Origin of the sequence: Pseudomonas izuensis (assembly GCF_009861505.1) — a bacterium.
Taxonomy (GTDB): Bacteria; Pseudomonadota; Gammaproteobacteria; order Pseudomonadales; family Pseudomonadaceae; genus Aquipseudomonas; species Aquipseudomonas izuensis.
The window spans coordinates 26,093-49,541 of record NZ_WTFT01000017.1 but is presented as its reverse complement, the minus strand read 5'-3'; the positions used below and the strand labels follow the sequence as shown (position 1 = coordinate 49,541).

Genomic DNA, 23,449 nt, shown 5'->3' with positions numbered 1-23,449 from the left:
TCAAGTCAGCCATTCAGAGCTGACCCAGCACCGGTGTGCTCACGCGCACATCGGCATTCTGCCCACGGTGACGCAACAGATGGTCCATCAGCACGATGGCCATCATCGCTTCGGCAATCGGCGTGGCGCGGATGCCGACGCACGGGTCGTGACGACCCTTGGTGATGACCTCCACCGGATTGCCATGGATGTCGATGGAACGGCCCGGCGTGGTGATGCTCGACGTCGGTTTCAATGCCAGATGCGCCACGATCGGCTGACCGGACGAGATGCCGCCCAGAATGCCGCCAGCGTTGTTGCTGAGAAAACCTTGCGGGGTCATTTCATCGCGGTGCTCGGTGCCGCGCTGGGCGACGCTGGCGAAACCGGCACCGATTTCCACGCCCTTGACCGCGTTGATGCTCATCAGCGCATGGGCCAATTCCGCGTCGAGACGGTCGAAGATCGGCTCGCCGAGGCCCGGCATCACGCCTTCGGCAACCACCGTGATCTTCGCGCCGACCGAATCCTGGTCGCGACGCAACTGGTCCATATAGGCTTCCAGCTCCGGCACCTTGTCCGGATCAGGGCTGAAGAACGCGTTCTGTTCCACCGAATCCCAGGTCTTGAACGGGATTTCGATCGGGCCCAACTGGCTCATGTAACCGCGAATGACGATGCCCTGGGTGGCCAGGTACTTTTTCGCAATCGCACCAGCGGCAACGCGCATGGCGGTTTCACGGGCCGAACTGCGACCGCCGCCACGGTAATCGCGTTCACCGTATTTGTGGTGGTAGGTGTAGTCGGCGTGGGCCGGGCGGAACAGATCCTTGATTGCCGAGTAGTCCTTGGACTTCTGGTCGGTATTGCGGATCAACAGGCCAATAGAGCAACCCGTGGTGCGACCTTCGAACACGCCGGAAAGGATTTCGACCTCGTCGGCTTCCTGGCGCTGGGTGGTGTGACGGCTGGTGCCGGGCTTGCGGCGGTCCAGATCGCGCTGCAGATCCTCCAGGGAGATCTCCAGGCCCGGCGGGCAGCCATCGACAATGGCGACCAACGCCGGCCCATGGCTTTCGCCAGCGGTGGTGACAGTGAACAGCTTGCCGTAGGTATTGCCGGACATGCAGGACGCTCCGTGAAATCGAACCCAAATACGTAATGCGCGCCAGTATACGCAGGCTACCCAAGTAGTTCATCCTCGAACCTTATGGGTGCCCGGGAGTCCAACCGGCATTCTGTTGATAATGGCGTGATGATGCTGCGAGTTTTGATCTTGAGCCTTACCCTGATTTCCGGCTTCGCCCAGGCCACTGTCCTGCAACGGCCGATCACCCTGGACACCGGTACCGGCGAGCTTTTCGGCTCGCTGTTACTGCCCAAGTCCGACAAACCGGTACCGGTTGTCCTGATCATCTCCGGCTCCGGTCCTACGGATCGCGACGGCAATAACCCCGACGGCGGGCGCAATGACAGTCTCAAACGCCTGGCCTGGGTCCTGGCCAAACACAACATCGCCAGCGTGCGTTACGACAAACGTGGCGTGGCGGCCAGCCTGGCGGCCACGCCGGACGAGCGAAACCTGACGGTGGAGGCCTATGTTGCCGACGCTGAGGCCTGGGGCCAGAAGCTTAAAACCGATCCGCGCTTTGGCCAACTGATCCTGCTGGGGCACAGCGAAGGCGCGTTGATCGCCAGCCTCGCCGCACCGAGCGTCGATGCGACGGCAGTAATTTCCATGTCCGGCACGGCCCGGCCGATCGATCAGGTGTTGCGCCAGCAATTGGGCAATCGCCTGCCGCCGCCATTGATGCTGCGCAGCAATGAGCTGCTCGATAGCCTCAAGGCCGGCAAAACCGACGACAATGTGCCGCCGCAACTGCAAGTGATTTTCCGCCCGAGCGTGCAACCGTACCTGATTTCACTGTTCCGCCAGGACCCGGCGGCGGCCTTCGCCCGCTTGAAAATGCCGGCGCTGATCATTCAGGGCAGCAACGATATCCAGGTCGGGGTCAATGATGCCCGCCTGCTCAAGGCGGCCAAACCGGACGCCGAACTGGCGCTGATCGAAGGCATGAACCACGTCATGCGCATCGTCCCCAACGACGTGAAACGCCAGTTGGCCTCCTACAAAGATCCGAATTTGCCATTGGCGGCGGAACTGGGCGCGCGAATCCTCGGGTTTATTGACGGACTTCGCTCCAGTTAACCTCTTTTTGCCCTCCAGTCCTGAAAAAAACGGCCGATAAGCCATTGTCGCCAGCGCAATAGCTGGCGGCAGCAGAGCTTGGACAGGATCTCGCCGTTATGACTGATACCCAGACTTCACCCGACACCACCGCTGAACAAGACGCACCGCCAGCGGTCGAGCTGCCATGGGCGGACGTCCACGTCGAGCACCACAAGATGCTCCGCCTGGCACCGTTGCAGACTGATCGCAACACCGGTGGGCGGCCCTTGCGTTTTGTCGAGTTCGGTTACGCCGAACGTAACGACCATCAGCGCAGCCTGTTGCGCATGACCATCTCCCTGCCCGCCCAGCGGGTGCGCAAGGAACAGAACCATCTGGACGTGTGGGTCGACCACACTGAAAAACGCGTGCATTTCGCGCCGGAAAGCGGCCTGCAGATCGAACCGCTGAATCGCGGCATCGGCCGATTCATGGCGGCGCAAGGCATTAACTGGGCGAAGGCGCGCTGGCCCGGTTACACCGTCGACGGCAGCGATCTCAACAACAAGGACGCGCTGAACGAAGACACGCGCCTGCGCCGCGATCATTTTTTGAGTGTGCACGGTTTCGATGTGGTCTACGCCGACGCCCAGCATCTGAAGGGCAGCGTCAAAGAGGTGCGAGTCAGCGACCTGTTGGGTGACTGGAACACGGAAAAACTGCAAATCGTGGAGATTCTTGAAGCCGCGCAGATGCTCCAGCAGGCCGAGCAGAACCTGGCCGAGCAGGAAGTCCAACTCAAGAAGCACGAAGAAAAGGTCAGCAAGTACAAACGCGAAGACGCCGGGCTGCGTTTCACCATTACCTGCCTGGTAGCGTTCGCGGTGTTTCAGGCGGGGTTGTTGATCTGGATTGCGACGCACCGTTGAAGGCTTGAAACCGCGGCGCGACCATCGCGGGCAAGCCACGCTCCCACAGGATTTATGTTATCGCATCCTTCGAGTACGACATAAATCCTGTGGGAGCGGGCTTGCCCGCGATAGGTTTTAAAGGTCAGACGCGAGAAGCGAACAGCACCTGATGATCCCGGCATTGCTCGGCCGTCAACATGAACACACCATGCCCGCCACGCTCGAACTCCAGCCAGGCGAAGTCGACTTCCGGGTACAACGCTTCGACGTGCACCTGGCTGTTGCCCACCTCGACAATCAGCAAGCCCTTCTCGGTCAGGTGATCCGCCGCTTCGGCAAGCATGCGTCGCACCAGGTTCAAGCCATCGTCACCGCAGGCCAGGCCCAGTTCCGGTTCATGCTGGTACTCGTCCGGCATGTCGGCAAAATCTTCGGCGTCAACGTACGGCGGATTCGACACGATCAGGTCGAAACGCTGCCCCGGCAAGCCATCGAAACCATCACCCTGCACCGTGTACACCCGCTCATCGACGCCGTGACGCTCGATGTTCTGATTGGCCACTTCCAGCGCTTCGAACGACAGATCGGCCAGCACCACTTCGGCGTTCTGGAACTCGTAGGCGCAGGCGATACCGATGCACCCCGAGCCGGTGCACAGGTCGAGAATTCGTGCAGGCTCGGTGCCCAGCCATGGGGTAAAACGGTTTTCGATCAACTCGCCGATCGGCGAACGCGGGATCAGCACACGCTCATCGACAATGAACGACATGCCGCAGAACCAGGCCTCGTTCAAAAGGTAAGCGGTCGGTACACGCTCTTCGATGCGGCGCTTGAGCAACAGCTGCAAGTGGGCCACTTCGTCTTCTTCCAGATTGCAGTCGAGGTAGCTGTCAGCGATTTCCCACGGCAAGTGCAGTGCACCCAACACCAGTTGACGGGCCTCGTCCCAGGCATTGTCGGTCCCATGGCCGAAAAACAGATCCTCCCCATGGAAGCGGCTGACGGCCCAACGGATATGGTCACGCAGGGTACGAAGGCGGGAAGTGATCACGACGGCAAACTCCAGAAAAATCGACGGGCGATTCTAACAGCCTAACGTCGCCACGACGACGCGGGAAATACACCGCGGCAGATGTAGGACTAATCTCTTTTTACAGCTGGGCATTGAACAAAACGGGCCACTTGACAACGCTGCACGCCAGTAACGACGGTGCCTACGATGGTAGCGATTCACAGAAGCGCTCAGCCAGAGGACAATGTCGCAAAAGCCCCACTCCAAGGAGCCCCAGAATGTCCGTTCCACAAACGATGTTTCAACTCAGCGGCCGCGGTTATGCAGCCGCCAAACTGAGTCATGCGACGCTGATCATCATCGATGCCCAGAAAGAATACCTCAGCGGTCCCCTGGCCCTGAGCGGCATGGATGCGGCTGTCGCGAACATCAAGAAATTGGTGACTGCTGCCCGTGCGGCCGGCCGGCCGATCGTGCATGTCAGCCACCTCGGCACTGTCGGTGGTCTGTTCGACCCACGCGGTGAGCGCGGGCAATTCATCCCTGGGCTGGAGCCGCTTGCCGGCGAAATCAAGATAGAAAAGATCCTGCCGAGTGCATTCCACGGCACGGATCTGAAAAAGCGCCTGGAAGATCTGGGTTCGGTGGACCTGGTGGTGTGCGGCTTCATGAGTCATTCCAGCGTCAGTACCACGGTTCGAGCAGCGAAAAACCTGGGTTTCCGTTGCACCCTCGTGGAGGACGCCTGCGCCACCCGCGATCTGCCGTACAAAGGCGGTGTCCTGAGCGCCGAGGATGTGCAGCGGACCGAAATGGCGATCATGGCGGACAACTTTGCCGCCGTCGCCCAGACCAACGACCTGGTCTGATCGACGCTTGATGAGCGGTTCATGCCGCCGCTCATCCGTAAAAGCCTCTCATTAGCCGTAATTGTCTTAGCCTCAGGAACATCCCGGTCAACTTCCGGTCGAAGGGCCGATACCCATTGAGGAAGGTCGGAATGAAGTTATCCGATGGTTTTGACGCTCGCCGCTTGCGGCCCAAAGGCCAACGCAACTGGCGTTTTCGAATCGGCGCAGCATTCGCTGCGTTGCTGGCAACCTGTGGCGTGCTGCTCGCCATGGCCGGTGTCGCCAGCCTGCTGGGCCACGCACCTGCCCTGGGCGAGTTGAACACCAACCGCGCCGGGGCGGCGGTGATCCTGGCGATCGGGCTGTTCGTGCTGTATCTCGGCGTGTGGTTGTGGCGTCGCTGCCGACGCCGCTCACGGCAGTCGAGGGAGCTGAACATGTCCCCGCATTTGATGAAAAAACACGACTGAGCCGAATGCAGCGCATTTTGTCGCGCCCCCATTCGCTTCGAGTTGGGTAAACTGGCCGCCCTTCGCGGAGGCTGACATGCAAGACGACGATTTTTCCCTGTTCAAAAGCGCGATCCACGGCGTCAAGCCGATCAAGCACGATCGCGCCGACACCGGCAAACCCAAGGCTGACCGAGCGCAGATCGCCAAGCTGCGACAGGCCGCTACCGTGCGTACCGATGCCGCCACCGTTGATGGGCTGTCCGATCAGTTTGTCATTGATGTCGGCCCTGAAGACGAGTTGATGTGGGCCCGCGACGGCGTGCAGGAAAGCCAGATGCGCAAGCTCAAGATCGGACAGATTCCGTTCGAAGGCAGCCTCGACCTGCATGGCATGAACGTGGAAAAGGCCCGGGAAACCCTTTGGGCCTTCCTGGCGGAAGCCACCAAATTCGAAATCCGCTGCGTGCGCGTCACCCATGGCAAGGCCGTGCGCCTGGACGGCAAGCGACCGATGATCAAAAGCCACGTCAACACCTGGTTACGCCAGCATCCGCAAGTGCTTGGCTTCACTTCCTGCCAGGCGAAACATGGCGGTGCCGGCGCGGTTTATGTGATGCTCAAACGCACCATGATGGAAGGTCGCGACGAGTAAAGCTGATGCGTCACGCTTGCAGCGCCGTGTCCGCCACCGTACCCTTGTTCTTTGCGTAAAATCCCACAGGTAGTTTCATGTCCCTGGAACAGAATTACACCGCGATCCTCGGCCAATTGGGCGAGGACGTGTCCCGCGAAGGCCTGCTCGACACGCCAAAACGTGCCGCCAAAGCCATGCAGTACCTCTGCCGCGGTTATGAACAGACGCTCGAAGAAGTCACCAACGGTGCCTTGTTCAGCTCCGACAACAGCGAAATGGTGCTGGTCAAGGACATCGAGCTCTACTCGTTGTGCGAACACCACCTGCTGCCGTTCATCGGCAAGGCCCATGTCGCCTACATCCCGAGCGGCAAGGTGCTGGGGTTGTCCAAGGTCGCGCGGATCGTCGATATGTATGCCCGCCGCCTGCAGATCCAGGAAAACCTCAGCCGCCAGATCGCCGATGCGGTCCAGCAGGTCACCGGCGCCCTGGGCGTTGCGGTGGTGATCGAGGCCAAGCACATGTGCATGATGATGCGCGGTGTGGAAAAGCAGAATTCGACGATGATCACCTCGGTGATGCTCGGCGAGTTCCGTGAGAACGCCGCGACCCGCAGCGAATTCCTCAGCCTCATCAAGTAATTCGCAACACAGGAAAACCGGCATTCATCGCCGGTTTTTTTTCGCCTGTGAAAAATCAGGTAAGCTGCGCGACTTTCTTCATTCGCCCATTGAGGCTTACAACGTGTTCGTCAAAGCGCTTCGTGTCGGCCTCGGCCAACTGATCATCTTCATCGACTTCCTTACTCGCCCCGGCAAGAAGCAGCGCCCCGCCGCCGCCCAGGCCCAGGTCGAAACCGCCGCCAAGGGCCTGACCCTGTATCAATTCCACGCCTGCCCGTTCTGCGTCAAAACCCGCCGCACCCTGCGCCGCCTGAATGTGCCGGTGGCCCTGCGTGATGCGAAGAACAACGAGCAGCACCGCCAGACCCTGCTGGAGCAAGGTGGCAAGATCAAGGTGCCGTGCCTGCGCATCGAAGAGAACGGCCAGACCACCTGGATGTACGAGTCCAAGGTGATCATTGCTTATCTGGATCAGCGTTTCGCAGCGGTCTGATGGTTTTGCGGTGTCATCGCGGGCAAGCCCGCTCCCACAGTTGACCGCAATCCCCTGTAGGAGCGAGCCTGCTCGCGATAAGTCCCTTCCAGGCACCACAAACTCCAGACAAAAATAAACCGGCCCTTGAGCCGGTTTTTTTGTTTTCAGCGTCCCTTGAGCCTGCTCGCGATGGCGCCCTCCTTGGCGATATACCGCAATTGCCAAACTTTTCGTCCACAAAATCAAAAACATTATTTGCTTTCTTTGTATACAAAAGCATAATCCACTTCGTGCGAGTTCCTGACCAAACAGTCAACAAATTCGCAAGTGCCTCAAAGGGCCGCTGCCACCCCCTCGGGTCCGGCCCTGGAAATAAAAATAAAACTCTTGAGGAGTACTCGCTGTGGAAAGCCGCAAATCCGAAGCATCGACGCTGGATCTCTCGCCGCCTTTACGCAATGGCTGGCTGGAGCGCATCTTTAAACTCAGCTTGCATGGCACCACGGTGAAGACCGAGCTGATTGCCGGTCTGACAACCTTCATCACCATGGCCTACATCATCTTCGTCAACCCCAACATCATGGCTGACGCCGGGATCGACCATGGCGCGGCATTCGTCGCCACCTGTATTGCTGCGGCATTGGGCTGCCTGTTGATGGGCCTGTACGCCAACTGGCCGGTCGGGCTGGCACCAGGCATGGGCCTCAACGCGTTCTTCACCTACACCGTGGTCGGCACCATGGGCTACAACTGGGAAACCGCCCTCGGTGCGGTGTTCGTGTCCGGTGTGCTGTTCATGATCCTGACCTTTTCCCGGATCCGAGAATGGCTGCTCAACAGCATTCCGGTGAGCCTGCGCTTCGCCATGGGCGCCGGCGTAGGCTTGTTCCTGGGCTTGATCGGTCTGAAAACCGCCGGCATCGTCGTCGATAGCCCGGCGACCCTGATCAAGCTCGGTTCCCTGCGCGAGCCTGGCCCGCTGCTGGCCGCCGTGTGCTTCCTGATGATTGCCATCCTCAGCTACCACAAGGTGTTCGGCGCGATCCTCATCAGCATCATCACTGTGACGCTGGCCGGTTGGGGCCTGGGCCTGGTGCATTACGAAGGAATCATGTCGGCACCGCCGAGCCTGGCGCCCACCTGGATGGCGATGAACCTCGCCGGCGTATTCAACGTCAGCATGATCAGCGTGGTGCTGGCTTTCCTCTTCGTGCACATGTTCGACACCGCCGGCACCCTGATGGGCGTGGCCCAACGCGCCAACCTGGTGGGCGCTGACGGCCGAATCGAAAACCTCTCCCGCGCGATGAAAGCCGACAGTGCGTCCAGCGTATTTGGCGCCGTGGTCGGCGTCCCCCCGGTAACCAGCTACGTGGAAAGTGCCGCTGGCGTAGCGGCGGGTGGTCGGACTGGTCTTACCGCCGTGACCGTAGGTGTGCTATTTATTGCGGCCATGTTCTTCGCACCGCTGGCCGGGATGATCCCTGCTTATGCCACCGCCGGTGCGCTGATTTATGTGGCCATGCTGATGATGGGCGGCATGGCCCACATCGAATGGGACGAAGCCACCGACAGCATTCCGGCGATCGTCACCGCGATCATGATGCCCCTGACCTTCTCCGTCGCCGACGGTATCGCTCTGGGCTTCATCACCTATGTGGCGCTGAAGGCCGGCACCGGCAAGTACAAGGAGATCTCCGTGAGCCTGTGGGTGCTCTGCGCGATCTTCATCGCCAAGTTCATCTTCTTGTAACCGCGGTACGCATTCGAAAGCAGCCTCACCCCGTCGGGTGAGGCTTTTGTGCAAATGGAGGAAAGTGATGAGTGTGGAAACCTGGCTGCTGTTCAGCGGCGCTGCGTTGGTCGTGATCCTGATCCCGGGGCCACTGTCTTTGCTGATGATCAGCAACAGCCTGAACTACGGCCTGCGCCGTTCCTATCCGGCGTTTCTCGGCGGTGTGATCGCGTCTATCTGCCTGTTGAGTGCTTCGGCACTGGGCCTGGGCGCGCTGCTGCTGGCGTCGGAACAGTTGTTCAGCGCGCTGAAAATCGTCGGTGCACTGTACCTGTTCTATCTTGCGTGGCAGAGCTGGCAGCAATCGCGTCAGCCGTCCCACGGCGCCGAAGTGCCTCAGGCTGCGCCGGTACCGCGCTTTCGCGCACTGTTCGGCCGCGCGTTCATGCTGGGGGCCAGCAACCCGAAAGACATCCTGTTCTTCGCCGCCTTCCTGCCGCAGTTCTTGAGCGCGGAGCAGCCATTCCTGCCACAGTTATTGGTGATGATCGCCACCTGGACCGTGCTGGATCTGCTGTGCAAAATCACCTACGGACTTGGCGCCCACGGCGCAGCCAGGTACTTGCGCTCGGGCAAGGGGCAGAGCTGGTTCAATCGGATCAGTGCCGGTTTATTCGGTGGTGCCGGCGCTGCTTCTCTGCTGAGTGGACACTGATACTTCCCGCTTAGAGAATTCCCCCCCTGCCCCGCCCATCCCGGCAGATTGAGGCCGCGGATGGGCTTTCGCACCCTTCACGTGATACAGCGTCGGACGCAACGTCATCGGCAGAAACACACGTCATACATATTTATCGCTGTACGAACATCACGCATCTCTACTGTTCAGGCCAACGTTTTTTAAAAAAGCCTCAACAAGGAAGTACGTATGGCGCAGTTATTCACTTCTCCCGATGCCACAGACTACGACGCGATCAAAGTCTCGGATATTGAACCGCTTTCCCTGGCCACGGCCGATCAGGAGATCGTCGATTTTATCCGCAATAACGGAGCGACAGCTCCGAAAAATCAACCTTCCCGATCCCCCAATAAACGGGAACGGATTCTGCGGGCCCTGGATCAGTACTACGGGCCGCTGATTGTTGGCCAATTTACAGTCAGCCGCATAGAACTTCATCTGATGAATGCCACGGTTCATGGCGAGCCGCTGGATATCGGCAACACCAACTTTCGCCGCACACCCCAGGCATTTATCGACGGCCTGCAATTGAACCCCGCGGATGTCGAAAATCGCATCCGGGCGAGCGGCACCGTTGGCGACTACACGATCCCGACCCTGTTGTTCGAGATTGCAACCCATCGCTCGGTCGACGCATCACCGCTGTTCAGCGAGGCACAAGGCACTCACGCGCAAAAGATCGACAGGCTTTTGCAATCAGCCCAGAAACTGGATATTCGCGATACCCGCTTACCCGAAAATGTGCCTGGCTGGGTCAACAAACAGAAAAGCAAAGTCGTTAACGGCATGGGCGTCGGGTTACAGGCGTTTGGTATCTATAGCGGTTTGATGGGCATTTCCGACTCGATCAAAAGCGGTGATCGTACCGAAGCGGCGATCAATGCCGGGGCGGTGGTGACGGAGCTCGGTTCGCTGATCATCGAGCGCGGCCTGGTTAAAACCGCCCAGGAGCTGATTGAAAACAGTGCGCTGGTCTACCAGGGTTTTGCCAGGACTCATTTTGGTCTACACCTGTCGCGGGCAGCAGGTTTGATCGCAGGCGCGTTGACCCTGCCCTTCGACATCTACTTCGCGATCAAAGCGCTGAACGATGCGTCCAAGACCACCGGCAAGCAGGCCCTGGATCATTACGTCGCTGCCGGCATGAACCTGTCCAGCGCCGCATTGACCCTGATTCTCGGCACTGCAGCCCTGGCCGGCTTCGCATATGCCGGTCCGCTGGGAATCGCGGCGGCAGCCATTCTGATTACGGGATCGCAGATCTACAGCGCCGTTCGCTATGTGGACGACATCGACGATTACATTGAGCTGAGTGTCGATGAACGTCTCGTTACCGGCTTTCTTGCCTTTCTCAACCAAAGTCCGCCGCAACGTATTGAGGACCGATACAGCGTCGCGCTGACAAAGGACCAGCATTCGAAAATGGTCACCAGGCGAGCACGGAGGTGGCTCGATGGACAAATGAAAGACCGTGTTGAGGCTATCGTGAATGGCAAGGTGCATGTCTCCCTGAAAGCCGAACAGGTTTTCTGGTTCGAGGAGGATGCCCAGGGCCGCGAATATATGGGCTCCAAGGAAATCAAGGCGCCACAGGTTCAGGACGAAAACGATACCATCGACGCGCGCAACGGCATTCCTTCGGATCTCCCTGGAGTAGTGAAGGGAACCGACGGTGAAACCAAAGCAACGCTTTGGCTGCTGGGAGGCGGGAAAGACACCGTCATCGGTGTCGAGAACAAACCCAATCACTTCAGCTATGGCACAGGCTCCAAGCACCTGACCGGTGGTGAGAAGGACGATCACTTCCTGTTTGAAGGGGCGGTAGAGACGCTCAAAGCACCCGCGCCTGCCCAGACAGATGCACGTCTTCTGGGGGGCGACGGCAATGACACGCTGGTTTTCCAAGGCAATTTGGAAAGCCGGGACGTTTCTCCACACACCGGCTATGAAATTGATTTGGAGAACGGCCGGATCCGCCTGCTGAGCCCTATCGATTCGACGGGGCCTGCCCTGCTTACAACCCTGGACAGTATTGAAAACGTCGAAACACTGGTCGGCGCGAGAAACGTCGTGAAAGGGTCCGCCAGCGCGAACCTTATCGTTTCCAGAGGCCATGACCAGATCGACGCCGGTGAAGGCGATGACACCATCTATCTGATGGGGAGTCATGGAAGCGCTGCAGGTGGCGCCGGCAGGGACCAATACTTTATCGCCCATACAAGCGGCACCGTCACCATCAGTGAGGACGCGCAGCAAGAAAGCGTGATCGTCATGGACTGGTCATTTGAGAGCATTCAGAAGTGGTCTATTGAGGACACCTCGCTGGTCGTCTCATCGCTCTGCGGTAAAGACGGAGAGTTGCCACCCAGGACGCTTATCATCAAAGACGTTTATAAAAAAGTGGCCGACAAACGCCTGTTTCAGGAACAGACACTGCGCTTCCTGACCCAGGACGGTTTTCACCTCACCCCTGATTTTCCCGATGAACTGGAAGGCGTCGATAATCACAGTGTTGAGATCTTGATCCTGACACCGGGAAAGCGACCAATGCCAATGATTATTAACCATCGCGCACATCGGATGTCTGACGTAAAAACCTCACACTATTTCATCGATCGCAACTTCGATGTGAGGTCATTCAGCATTCCAAAAACAAATTTCAACAGCAGCAATACCCTTTCAATCGATTGTGACAGTACAGAGATAACCGAAGTACGAGCCACCTATTCGGTTCAAGTCGAAAACCGGAACGCTAACTATTATCTAACGTACAGCAATGTTGATCTTGAGCTTAGACTCGGCATAAAAAAAATAAGATTACGTGATATCACCAACACCCCTTCCGACGAGTATTTTAATATTCGGGACACACCCTACATGGTCAATGCGCTGGTATTGAACCAGGAGATAAACCTGACGATGCGCGATGGAGTGTCCTATAAAATTCGAACGCCATCTCCCAATTACGTTAATGACGTAAAAAATCCAGGCCTCAAGGAACTGGATGGATGGCAAATGCTGCAAAAGCGGTCGGGCAACTATTTGTTGAACACCCCAAATGACAGTAAACCCCGACTGCTGGACCCTCGACCTCAACGTATCGATTTCCCTGTTCACCTGCAAAATGCAGTGGCGTCGCTTGAAGGAAGTGGCTCTACCTATTATGTGTACTTCTCCGACAACACCACACTTAGAATCTCCACTCCGGGAGCACTCGCAAAAACCTCGAACGCTTCTACCTGGTATTTCCATTCAAGAGATGAACATTCCGGCTCTATAAGACTATCGGGAAATAAGTTACTGGCCGGACGAGGACTTATTATCCTTCTCCCGGATTACAAGGACGAAAATATTCCGATTGAAGAACTGTATGTCATTACACCCTCCGGCATTACTTATGCAGTGGACCTTTTATTCGAACAAGTCTATATCCACTCGGAAAAATAATCTCATCTGCTTTCCAAGCCGCCATACATAGTTACCACCCGCTGCACTTTCCCAGAAGGGATATTGAGCATCGGCCTGGCAGGAGGACCTGTTCGGTCCCTTCAGCTCTTAAAAAAACCGACACATCTGATACCTGTTACTGGAGTGACATTGGCATGAAGCCACCAAGAAAACCAAAACCCGGTACACCGGAAACTGACCCTTTTATTCGAAACAACAATGCCGAGGATGGGAGAGTGCCCTGGCACCACCTGCCTGACGCCAACATTCCCGACCCTTCCATCGACTTGCCGAGAAACCTGCTGCCGGAAGGGCAACAATCAAGCAACACCCCGCAAGAACCGTCGATTATGGTGGTGGACATATCCACACCCGGGCCACTTGTAATCAGCCCCGCTGGCACAACATCCGACATCAACTTTCTACCCTCCGCTCTGATATCGAGATTACCCGCCCCACTTGCCGACGGATTACGCCACGGCCAACGCAACGCGATGTATGCAGAAATCGAAAATGAAGGCGTCACGCTGGTGCGGCGCCGAGATGACGGCGAGTACCAGGCATCATCCGCCAATGAGCTGACCGCTACAGGTCCGGTACTCGAAAGAATTGCCGAAACGGTGTTCTGGCGCAGGAAAAACACAGACGCCCCTGGGCGCAACCCACAATCGTCAAGCTCGACGGACGAACAACCCGGCCCAAGCACCAACAAGCGGCCGCGTCTGGATGAAGACGACGGCAATTTAGCCCAAGCACATCCCATCCTCTCAGACCTTCTCACGCAGCCCTCCTCCCCCATAGATCTGTCTTCTGCGCTATGGAAGAACTGGGGAAGTTCGACGAGGCCTCAATCGGCGAACTCCATTGAGATCGAAGGGCTTCATTATCGCGTCGTACCTCAAGGATCGCTGGCGAACACTGACGTGGCTTTGATTGAACACCCCCGGTTTGCACCCTCACGCTATGAAGCCTTCGAGCAGATGCTGCAGGACGATCTGTCACTGCAACCCAGATGGGCAGTCAAACAGAACGGCGAGTGGAAAGTGCTAGACAACCTCTACCCATTCGACAAGAGCTTGACCGCTTACATCGCCGAAACTTTCAGGGACTACTCGGATGAAACATTAAATACCGTTGCAAGAACGCTATTTAATCGCGCCGATCATTCGGAGGTTATCAACAGCCATGGCCTTTTGGTCTTGAAACAGACCTTTCGTAACTGGGCCGACGCCAGCAGCGCCACTATCCCTCGACGAGAACTGGCCGACCCGCTGCTCATGCTGCCCGTCATTACCAGAACGACCGACACTGGCTGGTTGGCGCTGACGCCTTCCGATGCAACTGTAACGTTACGGCGGCTGGACTTTGCCCCGCATCGTTTCCCTGAGGAGTGGAGAAACTTTTCTGCCACCCCTTCCAACTTCAACCTCAAGCGGCTGGTGGGAAGCGTGCTGGTGCGTAATGGGTACAGCGTTTTTCCGTTAACCAACGAACACCAAGGCCCAACGCTCGTTTTCACCCGCGCAAACCACGATGCCGTTTTTTTCCTGAAACTCGGCCGTATAGAGGGGCACGCGATCAGGGATATCACCCCTCCGGGTAATGAACTTTCCGATCCACACCTGACAGCCCGAATCGGCGTACCGGCACGTACTGCACTGCTTGCTGCTCACGACCAGAACAAAGTGGTCTGGCTGCTTGGCGGAACCCAGACAACCGATTCTGGGTGGCAGTCGGTTTTCATCATCAGGGAACGCTGACATTCACCTTCCATCTCGCCGGTCAGGCCGGCGAGAGCCAACTGAGCATGTGATGCACATAAATTTCATACGACTCTAAAAGAGCATGGTTTTCAATGAGCCCAAAACACCCCATTCGACCCAAACTCCCCGATTCCTCAATCGATAGTCCCTCAGGCATACGCGACACGGATCCAGGCCATTTTCCCAGGCGCCCCGTCAATACACTGGATCCTGAACCCGCTTCGCAACCAGGACAACATTTCCCGGAGCACGCTCAAACAATTGATGCCCAGCCCCCGGCAATTGAGGTCATCGACCTTCCCGCCGATTTACACATCAGCCAAATCATCGCTGACCTCCCGATAAGCAATTATTATCTGGCACCGGGACTGGTAGACCGGTTACCCGATCCCGACCCGGCGACCGGACTCCGATCTATTGTCGTCGGGCGCCAGTATGTCGATCTTGTAGAGGGCGGAACGGTGGCTGTGGCCAACGATGCGCAAGGTTATTTCAGGGCCAAGCAGATGTCCGAACTCGTACCGTCCGGCCCGCGGCTTGAACGTGTGGAAGGAATGCTCAAATGGCATCAGGTTCGACCCGACAACAGTGGCATGGGGGATTCAGAACTGATTGTCACCATCAACCGTCTGCCGGGCGATGGGCAAGAAGAAGCCGGCCCGTCCAAGCGTCCACGCCGGACTGAAGAAGAATATCCCGCCGAGGACGCGGCCTCATCCGTTTCGCGGATTTCCGAAGCCGATACATCCTCCGAACCATGGAACAACTGGGGAATCGCCCCCCAACATGCATCGCCCGAAGACATCACCATCGCGGGGGTTATCTACAAGACCGTACCGCGCGGTGAATCGCCGGACCACCCCATTGTTTACATCAAGAACCCGACACATCTGATCTACGACTTTGATTTATTGCAAGCAACCCTCAGACGAGAGCCCGAACAACAACCCCGTGGCACTATCCAAATCCCGCCCACCAACCACTGGGAAGTCGATCCTCACCTGCCTTTTGACAGAGCACTGACCGCCTATGTCGCCGCTTACTTTCCCGAGCTCTCGGAAAGCTCTTTACTGAATGTCGCCAGTAAACAGTTTTACCTCGCCAACGGTTCCGATGTCGCAACCAGCGCCGGGCTGACGACCCTCAGGCAAGTGTTCAATGACTGGAGGTCCCTGAACATCGCACCACGGCCAGAGCTGGCTGATCCACTGCTCATGCTCCCCGTGTCGCCAATGACTGCTGGCGAGGGAATGTCCCGGGTTATGGAGCTTCCCCTGCAGTCCGATCAGGCGCGATTACAGCGACTGGAATTTGATCCACACAAGTTCCGTACAGAGTGGCAGCACTTCACCAAGACCCAATATGCCGTAGATCTCAAACGATTCATGGCCAGCCTGTTGACGCGTAATGGATACGCCGTATTTGATCCAACCATCGCCGACTCCTACCCAATGCTGGTGTTCGGGCGAATTGGGCATGATTTTGTGTTCTGCATGACTCTGCATCGCGTTCTGGGTAAAAAAATTCATATCCCGCCTTCCCACGATCAGGGGTTCTCCCTGGACAGGTTGCCAGAGCTGATAGGCCTGCCAGCCATGCAAGCCGTTCAAGGCGCCCAAGCGGCGAACAAGCTGATCTGGCTCAAAGGCGGGAGTCAGGTTTCAAGGGATCGCCCGGATTCGATCTTTATCGTGCGATCGAATGATCCAAGGGCCTAAGCACGGCGCGAAAAAAAGCCCGCAGTGTGAGCGGGCGAAAGACCAAAGAAGCTATATGCGCAGTCGCTTCCAGGGTGAGGCAGCTGCTTGGGGGATCAGCTGCCGCGGTACGTGGAATAGCTGTAGGGCGAAATCAGTAGCGGCACGTGGTAGTGATCCTGTTCCGCCGAGATGCCGAAACGCAGCACCACGACATCCAGGAACGCAGGCTCCGGCAACTGGACCCCACGGGCGCGGTAGTAGTCGCCCGCATGAAACTGAACCTGATAGACACCGGTGCGGTAGTCATCACCCTGCAGCAGCGGTGCATCGACACGGCCATCGCCGTTGGTTGTCGCAGTGGCGACCAATTCCAGGTGCGATCCTTCAACGCGGTACAGCTCGACCTTGATCGAGCTGCCCGGGCAACCGTGTGCAGCGTCCAAAACGTGTGTAGTCAAACGTCCCATTGATTCTGCGCGCCTGCCTGCATGGAAGCAGTCAGACCTCGCGCCTCCCGAAGTCAGTTAAAAGGAGACCGCACCGTTTCAGAACACGAAAAGCTGCGGCGAGCGATTGATTAAGACATTTTTCAAAAAAATTGTACACAATAAAAGCGACATTTTTACGACCCTCCCCGCCACCCAGGGATTTCCAGGCGATTTACGGCGAAAGCGCCAGGAATCTGAACCTCGCAGCCATTAGCTGACCAACCAGGCAAATTTCTTGCAAGCTCCTCCCGATAGCACGCGAAGATGACCGTTAGCGAAAAATGCAAAAAATCAGGCTTACAAAGTGAATATAAAGTTGTATACAATCAGCCCATCGCTGTGACGCCAGCCTGCCATCCCCATTCAGGCGCGCCACACAATCTGCTACCACGAATAAGAAGGAAGACTGCAGTGAGCGCTGACTACCCACGCGACCTGACCGGTTACGGCAGTAACCCTCCGCACCCACACTGGCCGGGCAATGCTCGCATCGCGCTGTCCTTCGTGCTCAATTACGAAGAAGGTGGCGAGCGCAATATCCTGCACGGCGACAAGGAATCAGAAGCCTTCCTCTCGGAAATGGTCTCGGCGCAGCCGCTGCAAGGCGCGCGCAACATGAGCATGGAATCCCTTTACGAGTATGGCAGCCGCGCCGGCGTCTGGCGGATCCTCAAGCTGTTCAAGGAATTCGACATTCCACTGACCATCTTCGCCGTGGCCATGGCCGCCCAGCGTCATCCGGACGTGATTCGCGCCATGGTCGATGCCGGTCACGAGATCTGCAGCCACGGCTACCGCTGGATCGACTACCAGTACATGGACGAAGCCCAGGAGCGCGAGCACATGCTCGAAGCGATCCGCATCCTCACCGAAATCACTGGCGAACGCCCGCTGGGCTGGTACACCGGCCGCACCGGCCCGAACACCCGTCGCCTGGTGATGGAAGAAGGCGGTTTCCTCTACGACAGCGACACCTACGACGACGACCTGCCCTACTGGGAACCGAACAACCCGACCGGCAAGCCGCACCTGGTGATCCCGTACACCCTGGACACCAACGACATGCGCTTCACCCAGGTCCAGGGCTTCAATAAGGGCGACGATTTCTTCGAATACCTCAAGGACGCGTTCGACGTGCTCTACGCCGAGGGCGCCGAAGCCCCGAAGATGCTGTCGATCGGCCTGCACTGCCGCCTGATCGGCCGTCCGGCGCGTCTGGCCTCGCTCAAGCGCTTTATCGAATACGCTAAAAGTCATGAACAGGTGTGGTTCAGCCGTCGCGTTGACATCGCGCGCCACTGGCAGGAAACCCACCCGTACCAAGGGGCTGCCAAATGAGCACCTTTCAATCGATCAAACCCTCGACCCTGAGCCGCGACGCCTTCGTCAGCGTGTTCGCCGATATCTACGAACATTCGCCATGGGTGGCCGAAAAGGCCTTCGAGCTGGGCCAGGATGCTTCGATCGACCAGATCGAAACCCTGCACCAACGCATGAGCGACATCCTGTTGAGCGCCGATCACGCCAGTCAGCTGGCACTGATCAACGCTCACCCGGACCTGGCCGGCAAAGCCGCCGTCCAGGGCCAATTGACCGAAGCCAGCACGAATGAACAGGCTGGCGCCGGTATTCACCAATGCACGGCCGAAGAGTTCCAGCGCTTCACCGAGCTGAACGACGCCTACAAGGCCAAGTTCAAGTTTCCCTTCATCATGGCGGTAAAAGGCAGCAACCGGCATCAGATCCTCGCAGCGTTCGAAACGCGCATCCATAACCCGGTCGACACCGAGTTCAAATGCGCGCTGGCGGAGATCAACAAGATCGCCCTGTTCCGATTACTGACCCTATAGCGATCCTGGCCCGAGCGTGCTCAAGAACGCCGAACACGCCCAGGGCCCTGAGAGCATCCCAAGCCACTTATTTAAAGGCAGACAAGAAGAATGAAAGCTTACGCCGTACCTTTCGAGAAGTTCGTCAACCTGGCCGACGCCCGCCTGGGCACCAAAATCATCTCGGTCACCGATGACTGGTTCGCAGACGCCAACCGTCTGTTCCAACCGACCCCGGCCGTATGGAAGGAGGGCGTGTTCGATGACAACGGCAAGTGGATGGACGGCTGGGAATCGCGCCGCAAGCGCTTCGAAGGCTTCGACAGCGCAGTGATTCGCCTGGGCGTACCGGGCTCGATCAAGGGCGTTGACATCGACACTTCATTCTTCACCGGCAACTTCCCGCCGTCGGCTTCCCTGGAAGCCTGCTTCCTGGCCGAAGGCGAGCCGGACGAAAACACCCAGTGGACTGAAGTGCTGTCCGCCGTCGAGCTGCAAGGCAACAGCCACCACTACCACGAAATCAACAACGAACAGGCCTTCAGCCACCTGCGTTTCAACATCTACCCGGATGGCGGCGTGGCCCGTCTGCGTGTGTACGGCGTGCCGTTCCGCGACTGGTCGGCCATCGGCGACAACGAACAGGTCGACCTCGCGGCAGCCCTGAACGGCGGTCGTGCCCTGGCCTGCTCCGATGAGCACTTCGGCCGCATGAGCAACATCCTCAACCCGGGCCGTGGCATCAACATGGGCGACGGTTGGGAAACCGCGCGTCGTCGTACCCCGGGCAATGACTGGGTGATCGTCGCCCTGGGCCATGCCGGTGAAGTCGAGAAAGTCATCGTCGACACCCTGCACTTCAAGGGCAACTACCCGGACAGCTGCTCGATCCAGGGCGCGTTCGTGAAAGGCGGCACCGACAGCCAGATCGAAACCCAATCGCTGTTCTGGCGCGAACTGCTGCCAAGCCAGAAACTGGAAATGCACGCCGAACACACGTTCGCCGAGCAGATCAAGGCGCTGGGCCCGATCACCCACATCCGCCTGAACGTGTTCCCGGATGGTGGTGTGAGCCGCCTGCGCGTTTTGGGCAAGGTCGCTAAATAAGAGTGAACGAAAAACTGTAGGAGCACAGCTTGCTGGCGATGGCGCCAGTGAGGTCGCCATCGCCGGCAAGCCGTGCTCCCACAAAAGCCACACAACACAGAATTCGGAAAAGAACAGCATGCGCACACTGACGATTGAACCGCTGACCAAAGAAGCCTTCGCCCCTTTCGGTGACGTGATCGAAACCGACGGCAGCGATCACTTCATGATCAACAACGGTTCGACCATGCGCTTTCACAAACTGGCGACGGTGGAAACCGCCACGCCAGAGGACAAGGCGATCATCAGCATTTTCCGCGCCGACGCGCAGGACATGCCGCTGACCGTCAGCATGCTGGAGCGCCATCCGCTGGGCAGCCAGGCTTTCATACCGCTGCTCGGCAACCCCTTTCTGATCGTGGTCGCGCCACTTGGCGATGAACCTGTATCAGGCTTGGTCCGCGCCTTCGTCACCAACGGCAGGCAGGGCATTAATTACCATCGCGGCGTCTGGCACCACCCGGTGCTGACGATCGAAAAGCGGGATGACTTCCTGGTGGTTGATCGCAGTGGCACAGGCAATAACTGCGATGAGCATTTTTTCAAAGAGGATGAGCGTTTGATCCTCGCCCCCCACCAATAAGAGAAGGTCTGATCACTCGACAACAGAGTGACAGGCGAGAGGTAAAGACTGTGGAAGCACATCTGTTGGAATGGCTGAACCTGAGCGTGCGCTGGGTTCATATGATTACCGGTGTGGCCTGGATCGGCGCGTCGTTCTACTTCGTCTGGCTGGAAAACAACCTCAATCGGGTCAACCCGAAAAGCGGTCTGGCCGGTGATTTGTGGGCGATCCACGGCGGCGGCATCTACCACCTGGAAAAATACAAACTGGCCCCACCGACCATGCCGGACAACCTGCACTGGTTCAAATGGGAAGCCTATTTCACCTGGATGTCGGGGATCGCGCTGCTGTGCGTGGTGTTCTACTCCAACCCGACGCTCTACCTGCTGGCTCCGGGCAGCACCCTGAGCGGCCCTGAAGGCGTGGCCATCGGTATCGGCTCGCTGTTCATCGGCTGGTTCATCTACTCCTTCCTTTGCGACTCGGCCCTGGGCAAACGCCCTGCCCTGCTCGGTTTCATCCTGTTCGTCCTGATCATCGGCGCCGCCTACGGCTTCAGCAAGGTGTTCAGCGGTCGTGGTGCGTACCTGCACGTCGGCGCGATCATCGGCACCATCATGGTCGGTAACGTGTTCCGCATCATCATGCCGGCGCAACGTGCACTGGTCGCGGCGATTGCCGAGAACCGCACGCCGGATCCGGCACTGCCGGCCAAAGGCCTGCTGCGTTCGCGCCACAACAACTACTTCACCTTGCCGGTGCTGTTCATCATGATCAGCAACCACTTCCCGAGCACCTACGGCAGCCAGTACAACTGGTTGATCCTGGCCGGGATCGCGGTACTGGCGGTGTTGGTGCGTCACTACTTCAACACCCGTCACGACAGCCACAAGTTTGCCTGGACCCTGCCAGTGGCAGCGGTGGGCATGATCAGCCTGGCTTACGTCACCGGCCCAGCGCCGATGAACAGCCCGGAAGTGGCCAAGGCGCCTGCGAAGATCGAATACCAGCCGCTGCCGGAAACGGCATTGGGCGGTGGTTTGAAACCGGCTGAGGCAAAACCTGCCGAAGCTCCGGCAGCGGCACCGGCGCAAGCGTCCAATGCCGGCCCTGGTTTCGACAAGGTGCACAGCGTGATTCAAGAGCGTTGCGCGGTCTGCCACTCGGCCAAACCGACCAGCCCGCTGTTCAGCGCGGCTCCGGCCGGCGTGATGTTCGATACCCCCGAGCAGATCCGCCAGAACGCTGCGCGCATTCAGGCGCAAGCCGTCACCAGCCAGATCATGCCACTGGGCAACATCACGCAGATGACCCAGCAGGAACGTGACCTGATCGGCGCCTGGATTGTTCAGGGTGCCCCGACCAATTAATCGTTAAAAGCTTCGCTGGCAAGCCAGCTCCTGTAGGAGCTGGCTTGCCAGCGAATGGCCGCACCGCGGTCCACCTGATTCGAAAACAGCTGCCAGCAGCACTGCAGCTGTAAATCACAAGAATAAAAATGATCCGAGGTGTTGCATGTCCGAGCTATCCGAAGCGCGCATCCCCGACGCACCCGCCATTCAGCGTTTACCCCTTTTGCAACTGATCCTGGTTGGCCTGCAACACGTTCTGCTGATGTACGGCGGAGCCATCGCGGTGCCGCTGATCATCGGACAGGCCGCTGGCCTGAGTCGTGAAGAAATCGCCTTCCTGATTAACGCTGACCTATTGGTAGCCGGCATCGCCACTATCGTCCAATCCCTCGGCATCGGCCCCGTGGGCATCCGGATGCCGGTGATGATGGGGGCCAGCTTCGCCGCCGTCGGCAGCATGGTGGCCATGGCCGGCATGCCCGGTATCGGCCTGCAAGGAATCTTCGGCGCCACCATCGCCGCCGGTTTCTTTGGCATGCTCATCGCACCGTTCATGTCCAAAGTCGTACGTTTCTTCCCGCCGCTGGTGACCGGCACGGTCATCACCTCGATTGGTTTGTCGCTGTTCCCCGTGGCTGTGAATTGGGCCGGTGGCGGCGTTGAGGCCGCGCAATTCGGTTCCCCGATTTACCTGACCATTGCTGCGCTGGTGCTGGGTACCATTTTGTTGGTGCATCGTTTCATGCGCGGTTTCTGGGTCAATATTTCCGTACTGATCGGCATGTGCCTGGGCTACGTGCTCTGTGGCCTGATCGGCATGGTCGACCTCAGCGGCATGGCCAATGCGCCATGGCTGCAATTCGTCACCCCACTGCACTTCGGCATGCCCAAATTCGAACTCGCCCCGATTCTCTCGATGTGCCTGGTGGTAGTGATCATTTTCGTCGAGTCCACCGGGATGTTCCTGGCACTGGGCAAGATCACCGGCCAGGAAGTCTGCCCGCGCCTGTTGCGTCGCGGCTTGCTGTGCGATGCCGGCGCCTCGTTCTTCGCCGGCTTCTTCAACACCTTCACCCACTCCTCCTTCGCCCAGAACATCGGCTTGGTGCAGATGACCGGGGTCCGCTGCCGCTCGGTGACCATCGTTGCCGGTGGCTTGCTGATCGTCCTGAGCCTGCTGCCCAAAGCGGCGTTCCTGGTGGCCTCGATTCCGCCAGCGGTACTGGGCGGCGCGGCGATTGCGATGTTCGGCATGGTGGCCGCCACCGGCATCAAGATTCTTCAGGAAGCCGACATCGGTGACCGCCGCAACCAGCTGCTGGTGGCGGTGAGCATCGGCATGGGCCTGATTCCGGTAGTGCGTCCGGAGTTTTTCGCCCACCTGCCCGTATGGATGAGCCCGATCACCCACAGCGGCATCGCCATGGCCACCCTCAGCGCCCTGACGCTGAACCTGTTGTTCAACATCCTCGGCGGCAAGGAACGCGCCGCCGTCAACGACTGCCACGCCCACTCGCACTAGGTCAGAAACGCCCCCCCCTGTAGGAGCGAGCCTGCTCGCGATGAACCCGAGAACACCGC

General features: G+C 58.3%; 21 protein-coding genes. 18 read left to right on the top strand and 3 right to left on the bottom strand.

Going from position 1 to position 23,449, the window contains the following annotated elements:
• Nucleotides 1–13: 13 nt before the first annotated feature.
• Nucleotides 14–1,105 carry a chorismate synthase gene (gene aroC, locus GPL81_RS16715; RefSeq protein WP_160107633.1) on the bottom strand — a complete coding sequence of 364 codons (1,092 nt, stop codon included), beginning with the start codon at nt 1,103–1,105 and terminating at the stop codon, nt 14–16.
• 84 nt (nt 1,106–1,189) lie between these two features.
• Here aroC and GPL81_RS16710 point away from each other — a divergent pair, with 84 nt between their 5' ends.
• Nucleotides 1,190–2,188, top strand: a complete 999-nt coding sequence (locus GPL81_RS16710; RefSeq protein ID WP_160107632.1) for an alpha/beta hydrolase — start codon at nt 1,190–1,192, stop codon at nt 2,186–2,188.
• Nucleotides 2,189–2,286: 98 nt separating this feature from the next.
• Nucleotides 2,287–3,078, top strand: a complete 792-nt coding sequence (locus GPL81_RS16705; RefSeq protein WP_160107631.1) for a hypothetical protein — start codon at nt 2,287–2,289, stop codon at nt 3,076–3,078.
• Nucleotides 3,079–3,202: 124 nt separating this feature from the next.
• Here the strand turns inward: GPL81_RS16705 and prmB are convergent, their stop codons facing one another.
• Nucleotides 3,203–4,111, bottom strand: a complete 909-nt coding sequence (gene prmB / locus GPL81_RS16700; RefSeq protein ID WP_160107630.1) for a 50S ribosomal protein L3 N(5)-glutamine methyltransferase — start codon at nt 4,109–4,111, stop codon at nt 3,203–3,205.
• A gap of 239 nt (nt 4,112–4,350) precedes the next feature.
• Here prmB and GPL81_RS16695 point away from each other — a divergent pair, with 239 nt between their 5' ends.
• The 10 genes from GPL81_RS16695 (at nt 4,351) to GPL81_RS16650 (ending at nt 16,506) form a co-directional block, all read left to right on the top strand.
• The gene (locus tag GPL81_RS16695; RefSeq protein WP_096509719.1) at nt 4,351–4,941 is read left to right on the top strand and encodes a cysteine hydrolase family protein; all 591 of its coding nucleotides are present in this window, start codon (nt 4,351–4,353) and stop codon (nt 4,939–4,941) included.
• 131 nt (nt 4,942–5,072) lie between these two features.
• Nucleotides 5,073–5,393: a hypothetical protein gene (locus GPL81_RS16690; RefSeq protein ID WP_160107629.1), complete on the top strand. Its 321-nt coding sequence runs from the start codon at nt 5,073–5,075 to the stop codon at nt 5,391–5,393.
• A gap of 76 nt (nt 5,394–5,469) precedes the next feature.
• Nucleotides 5,470–6,027, top strand: a complete 558-nt coding sequence (locus GPL81_RS16685) for a Smr/MutS family protein (protein ID WP_160107628.1) — start codon at nt 5,470–5,472, stop codon at nt 6,025–6,027.
• Nucleotides 6,028–6,104: 77 nt separating this feature from the next.
• A complete protein-coding gene (gene folE / locus GPL81_RS16680) occupies nt 6,105–6,650 on the top strand; it encodes a GTP cyclohydrolase I FolE (RefSeq protein WP_007988130.1) in 546 nt (181 codons plus the stop codon).
• Nucleotides 6,651–6,753: 103 nt separating this feature from the next.
• Entirely contained in the window at nt 6,754–7,125 is a 372-nt protein-coding gene (locus GPL81_RS16675; protein WP_160107627.1) for a glutathione S-transferase N-terminal domain-containing protein, read from the top strand.
• Between the two features lie 385 nt (nt 7,126–7,510).
• A complete protein-coding gene (locus GPL81_RS16670; protein ID WP_096509715.1) occupies nt 7,511–8,860 on the top strand; it encodes an NCS2 family permease in 1,350 nt (449 codons plus the stop codon).
• A 67-nt stretch (nt 8,861–8,927) separates the two neighbouring features.
• Nucleotides 8,928–9,557 (top strand): LysE family translocator, encoded by a 630-nt coding sequence (locus tag GPL81_RS16665; protein ID WP_160107626.1) that lies wholly within the window; start codon nt 8,928–8,930, stop codon nt 9,555–9,557.
• A 210-nt stretch (nt 9,558–9,767) separates the two neighbouring features.
• On the top strand, nt 9,768–13,025 hold the full coding sequence (locus GPL81_RS16660; RefSeq protein ID WP_160107625.1) for a calcium-binding protein: 3,258 nt from the start codon (nt 9,768–9,770) through the stop codon (nt 13,023–13,025).
• 155 nt (nt 13,026–13,180) lie between these two features.
• The gene (locus tag GPL81_RS16655; RefSeq protein ID WP_160107624.1) at nt 13,181–14,785 is read left to right on the top strand and encodes a hypothetical protein; all 1,605 of its coding nucleotides are present in this window, start codon (nt 13,181–13,183) and stop codon (nt 14,783–14,785) included.
• Between the two features lie 95 nt (nt 14,786–14,880).
• Nucleotides 14,881–16,506 (top strand): hypothetical protein, encoded by a 1,626-nt coding sequence (locus GPL81_RS16650; protein ID WP_160107623.1) that lies wholly within the window; start codon nt 14,881–14,883, stop codon nt 16,504–16,506.
• A 95-nt stretch (nt 16,507–16,601) separates the two neighbouring features.
• On the opposite strand, the gene uraH is transcribed toward GPL81_RS16650, so the two are convergent.
• Complete coding sequence (uraH, locus tag GPL81_RS16645) at nt 16,602–16,955, bottom strand: hydroxyisourate hydrolase (protein WP_160107622.1); 354 nt, start codon at nt 16,953–16,955, stop codon at nt 16,602–16,604.
• A 432-nt stretch (nt 16,956–17,387) separates the two neighbouring features.
• Here uraH and puuE point away from each other — a divergent pair, with 432 nt between their 5' ends.
• The 6 genes from puuE (at nt 17,388) to GPL81_RS16615 (ending at nt 23,390) form a co-directional block, all read left to right on the top strand.
• Entirely contained in the window at nt 17,388–18,314 is a 927-nt protein-coding gene (gene puuE, locus GPL81_RS16640) for an allantoinase PuuE (protein ID WP_096509709.1), read from the top strand.
• Nucleotides 18,311–18,826, top strand: coding sequence for a 2-oxo-4-hydroxy-4-carboxy-5-ureidoimidazoline decarboxylase (uraD, locus tag GPL81_RS16635; RefSeq protein ID WP_096509708.1), 516 nt, complete (start codon nt 18,311–18,313; stop codon nt 18,824–18,826). The genes puuE and uraD overlap by 4 nt, the downstream gene beginning before the upstream one ends.
• Nucleotides 18,827–18,916: 90 nt before the next feature.
• On the top strand, nt 18,917–19,912 hold the full coding sequence (alc, locus tag GPL81_RS16630; protein ID WP_160107621.1) for an allantoicase: 996 nt from the start codon (nt 18,917–18,919) through the stop codon (nt 19,910–19,912).
• A 118-nt stretch (nt 19,913–20,030) separates the two neighbouring features.
• Nucleotides 20,031–20,534, top strand: a complete 504-nt coding sequence (locus GPL81_RS16625) for an ureidoglycolate lyase (protein ID WP_007988150.1) — start codon at nt 20,031–20,033, stop codon at nt 20,532–20,534.
• 50 nt (nt 20,535–20,584) lie between these two features.
• Entirely contained in the window at nt 20,585–21,886 is a 1,302-nt protein-coding gene (locus GPL81_RS16620; protein WP_160107620.1) for a urate hydroxylase PuuD, read from the top strand.
• A gap of 145 nt (nt 21,887–22,031) precedes the next feature.
• Nucleotides 22,032–23,390 (top strand): nucleobase:cation symporter-2 family protein, encoded by a 1,359-nt coding sequence (locus GPL81_RS16615; RefSeq protein WP_160107619.1) that lies wholly within the window; start codon nt 22,032–22,034, stop codon nt 23,388–23,390.
• Nucleotides 23,391–23,449: the final 59 nt, after the last annotated feature.

Bases quoted from the DNA above. Each gene is read 5' to 3' on its own strand.
- aroC (WP_160107633.1), bottom strand. From the start codon at position 1,105: ATGTCCGGCAATACCTACGGCAAGCTGTTCACTGTCACCACCGCTGGC.
- GPL81_RS16710 (WP_160107632.1), top strand. From the start codon at position 1,190: ATGGGTGCCCGGGAGTCCAACCGGCATTCTGTTGATAATGGCGTGATG.
- GPL81_RS16705 (WP_160107631.1), top strand. From the start codon at position 2,287: ATGACTGATACCCAGACTTCACCCGACACCACCGCTGAACAAGACGCA.
- GPL81_RS16695 (WP_096509719.1), top strand. From the start codon at position 4,351: ATGTCCGTTCCACAAACGATGTTTCAACTCAGCGGCCGCGGTTATGCA.
- GPL81_RS16690 (WP_160107629.1), top strand. From the start codon at position 5,073: ATGAAGTTATCCGATGGTTTTGACGCTCGCCGCTTGCGGCCCAAAGGC.
- GPL81_RS16685 (WP_160107628.1), top strand. From the start codon at position 5,470: ATGCAAGACGACGATTTTTCCCTGTTCAAAAGCGCGATCCACGGCGTC.
- folE (WP_007988130.1), top strand. From the start codon at position 6,105: ATGTCCCTGGAACAGAATTACACCGCGATCCTCGGCCAATTGGGCGAG.
- GPL81_RS16665 (WP_160107626.1), top strand. From the start codon at position 8,928: ATGAGTGTGGAAACCTGGCTGCTGTTCAGCGGCGCTGCGTTGGTCGTG.
- GPL81_RS16660 (WP_160107625.1), top strand. From the start codon at position 9,768: ATGGCGCAGTTATTCACTTCTCCCGATGCCACAGACTACGACGCGATC.
- GPL81_RS16655 (WP_160107624.1), top strand. From the start codon at position 13,181: ATGAAGCCACCAAGAAAACCAAAACCCGGTACACCGGAAACTGACCCT.
- GPL81_RS16650 (WP_160107623.1), top strand. From the start codon at position 14,881: ATGAGCCCAAAACACCCCATTCGACCCAAACTCCCCGATTCCTCAATC.
- uraH (WP_160107622.1), bottom strand. From the start codon at position 16,955: ATGGGACGTTTGACTACACACGTTTTGGACGCTGCACACGGTTGCCCG.
- uraD (WP_096509708.1), top strand. From the start codon at position 18,311: ATGAGCACCTTTCAATCGATCAAACCCTCGACCCTGAGCCGCGACGCC.
- alc (WP_160107621.1), top strand. From the start codon at position 18,917: ATGAAAGCTTACGCCGTACCTTTCGAGAAGTTCGTCAACCTGGCCGAC.
- GPL81_RS16625 (WP_007988150.1), top strand. From the start codon at position 20,031: ATGCGCACACTGACGATTGAACCGCTGACCAAAGAAGCCTTCGCCCCT.
- GPL81_RS16615 (WP_160107619.1), top strand. From the start codon at position 22,032: ATGTCCGAGCTATCCGAAGCGCGCATCCCCGACGCACCCGCCATTCAG.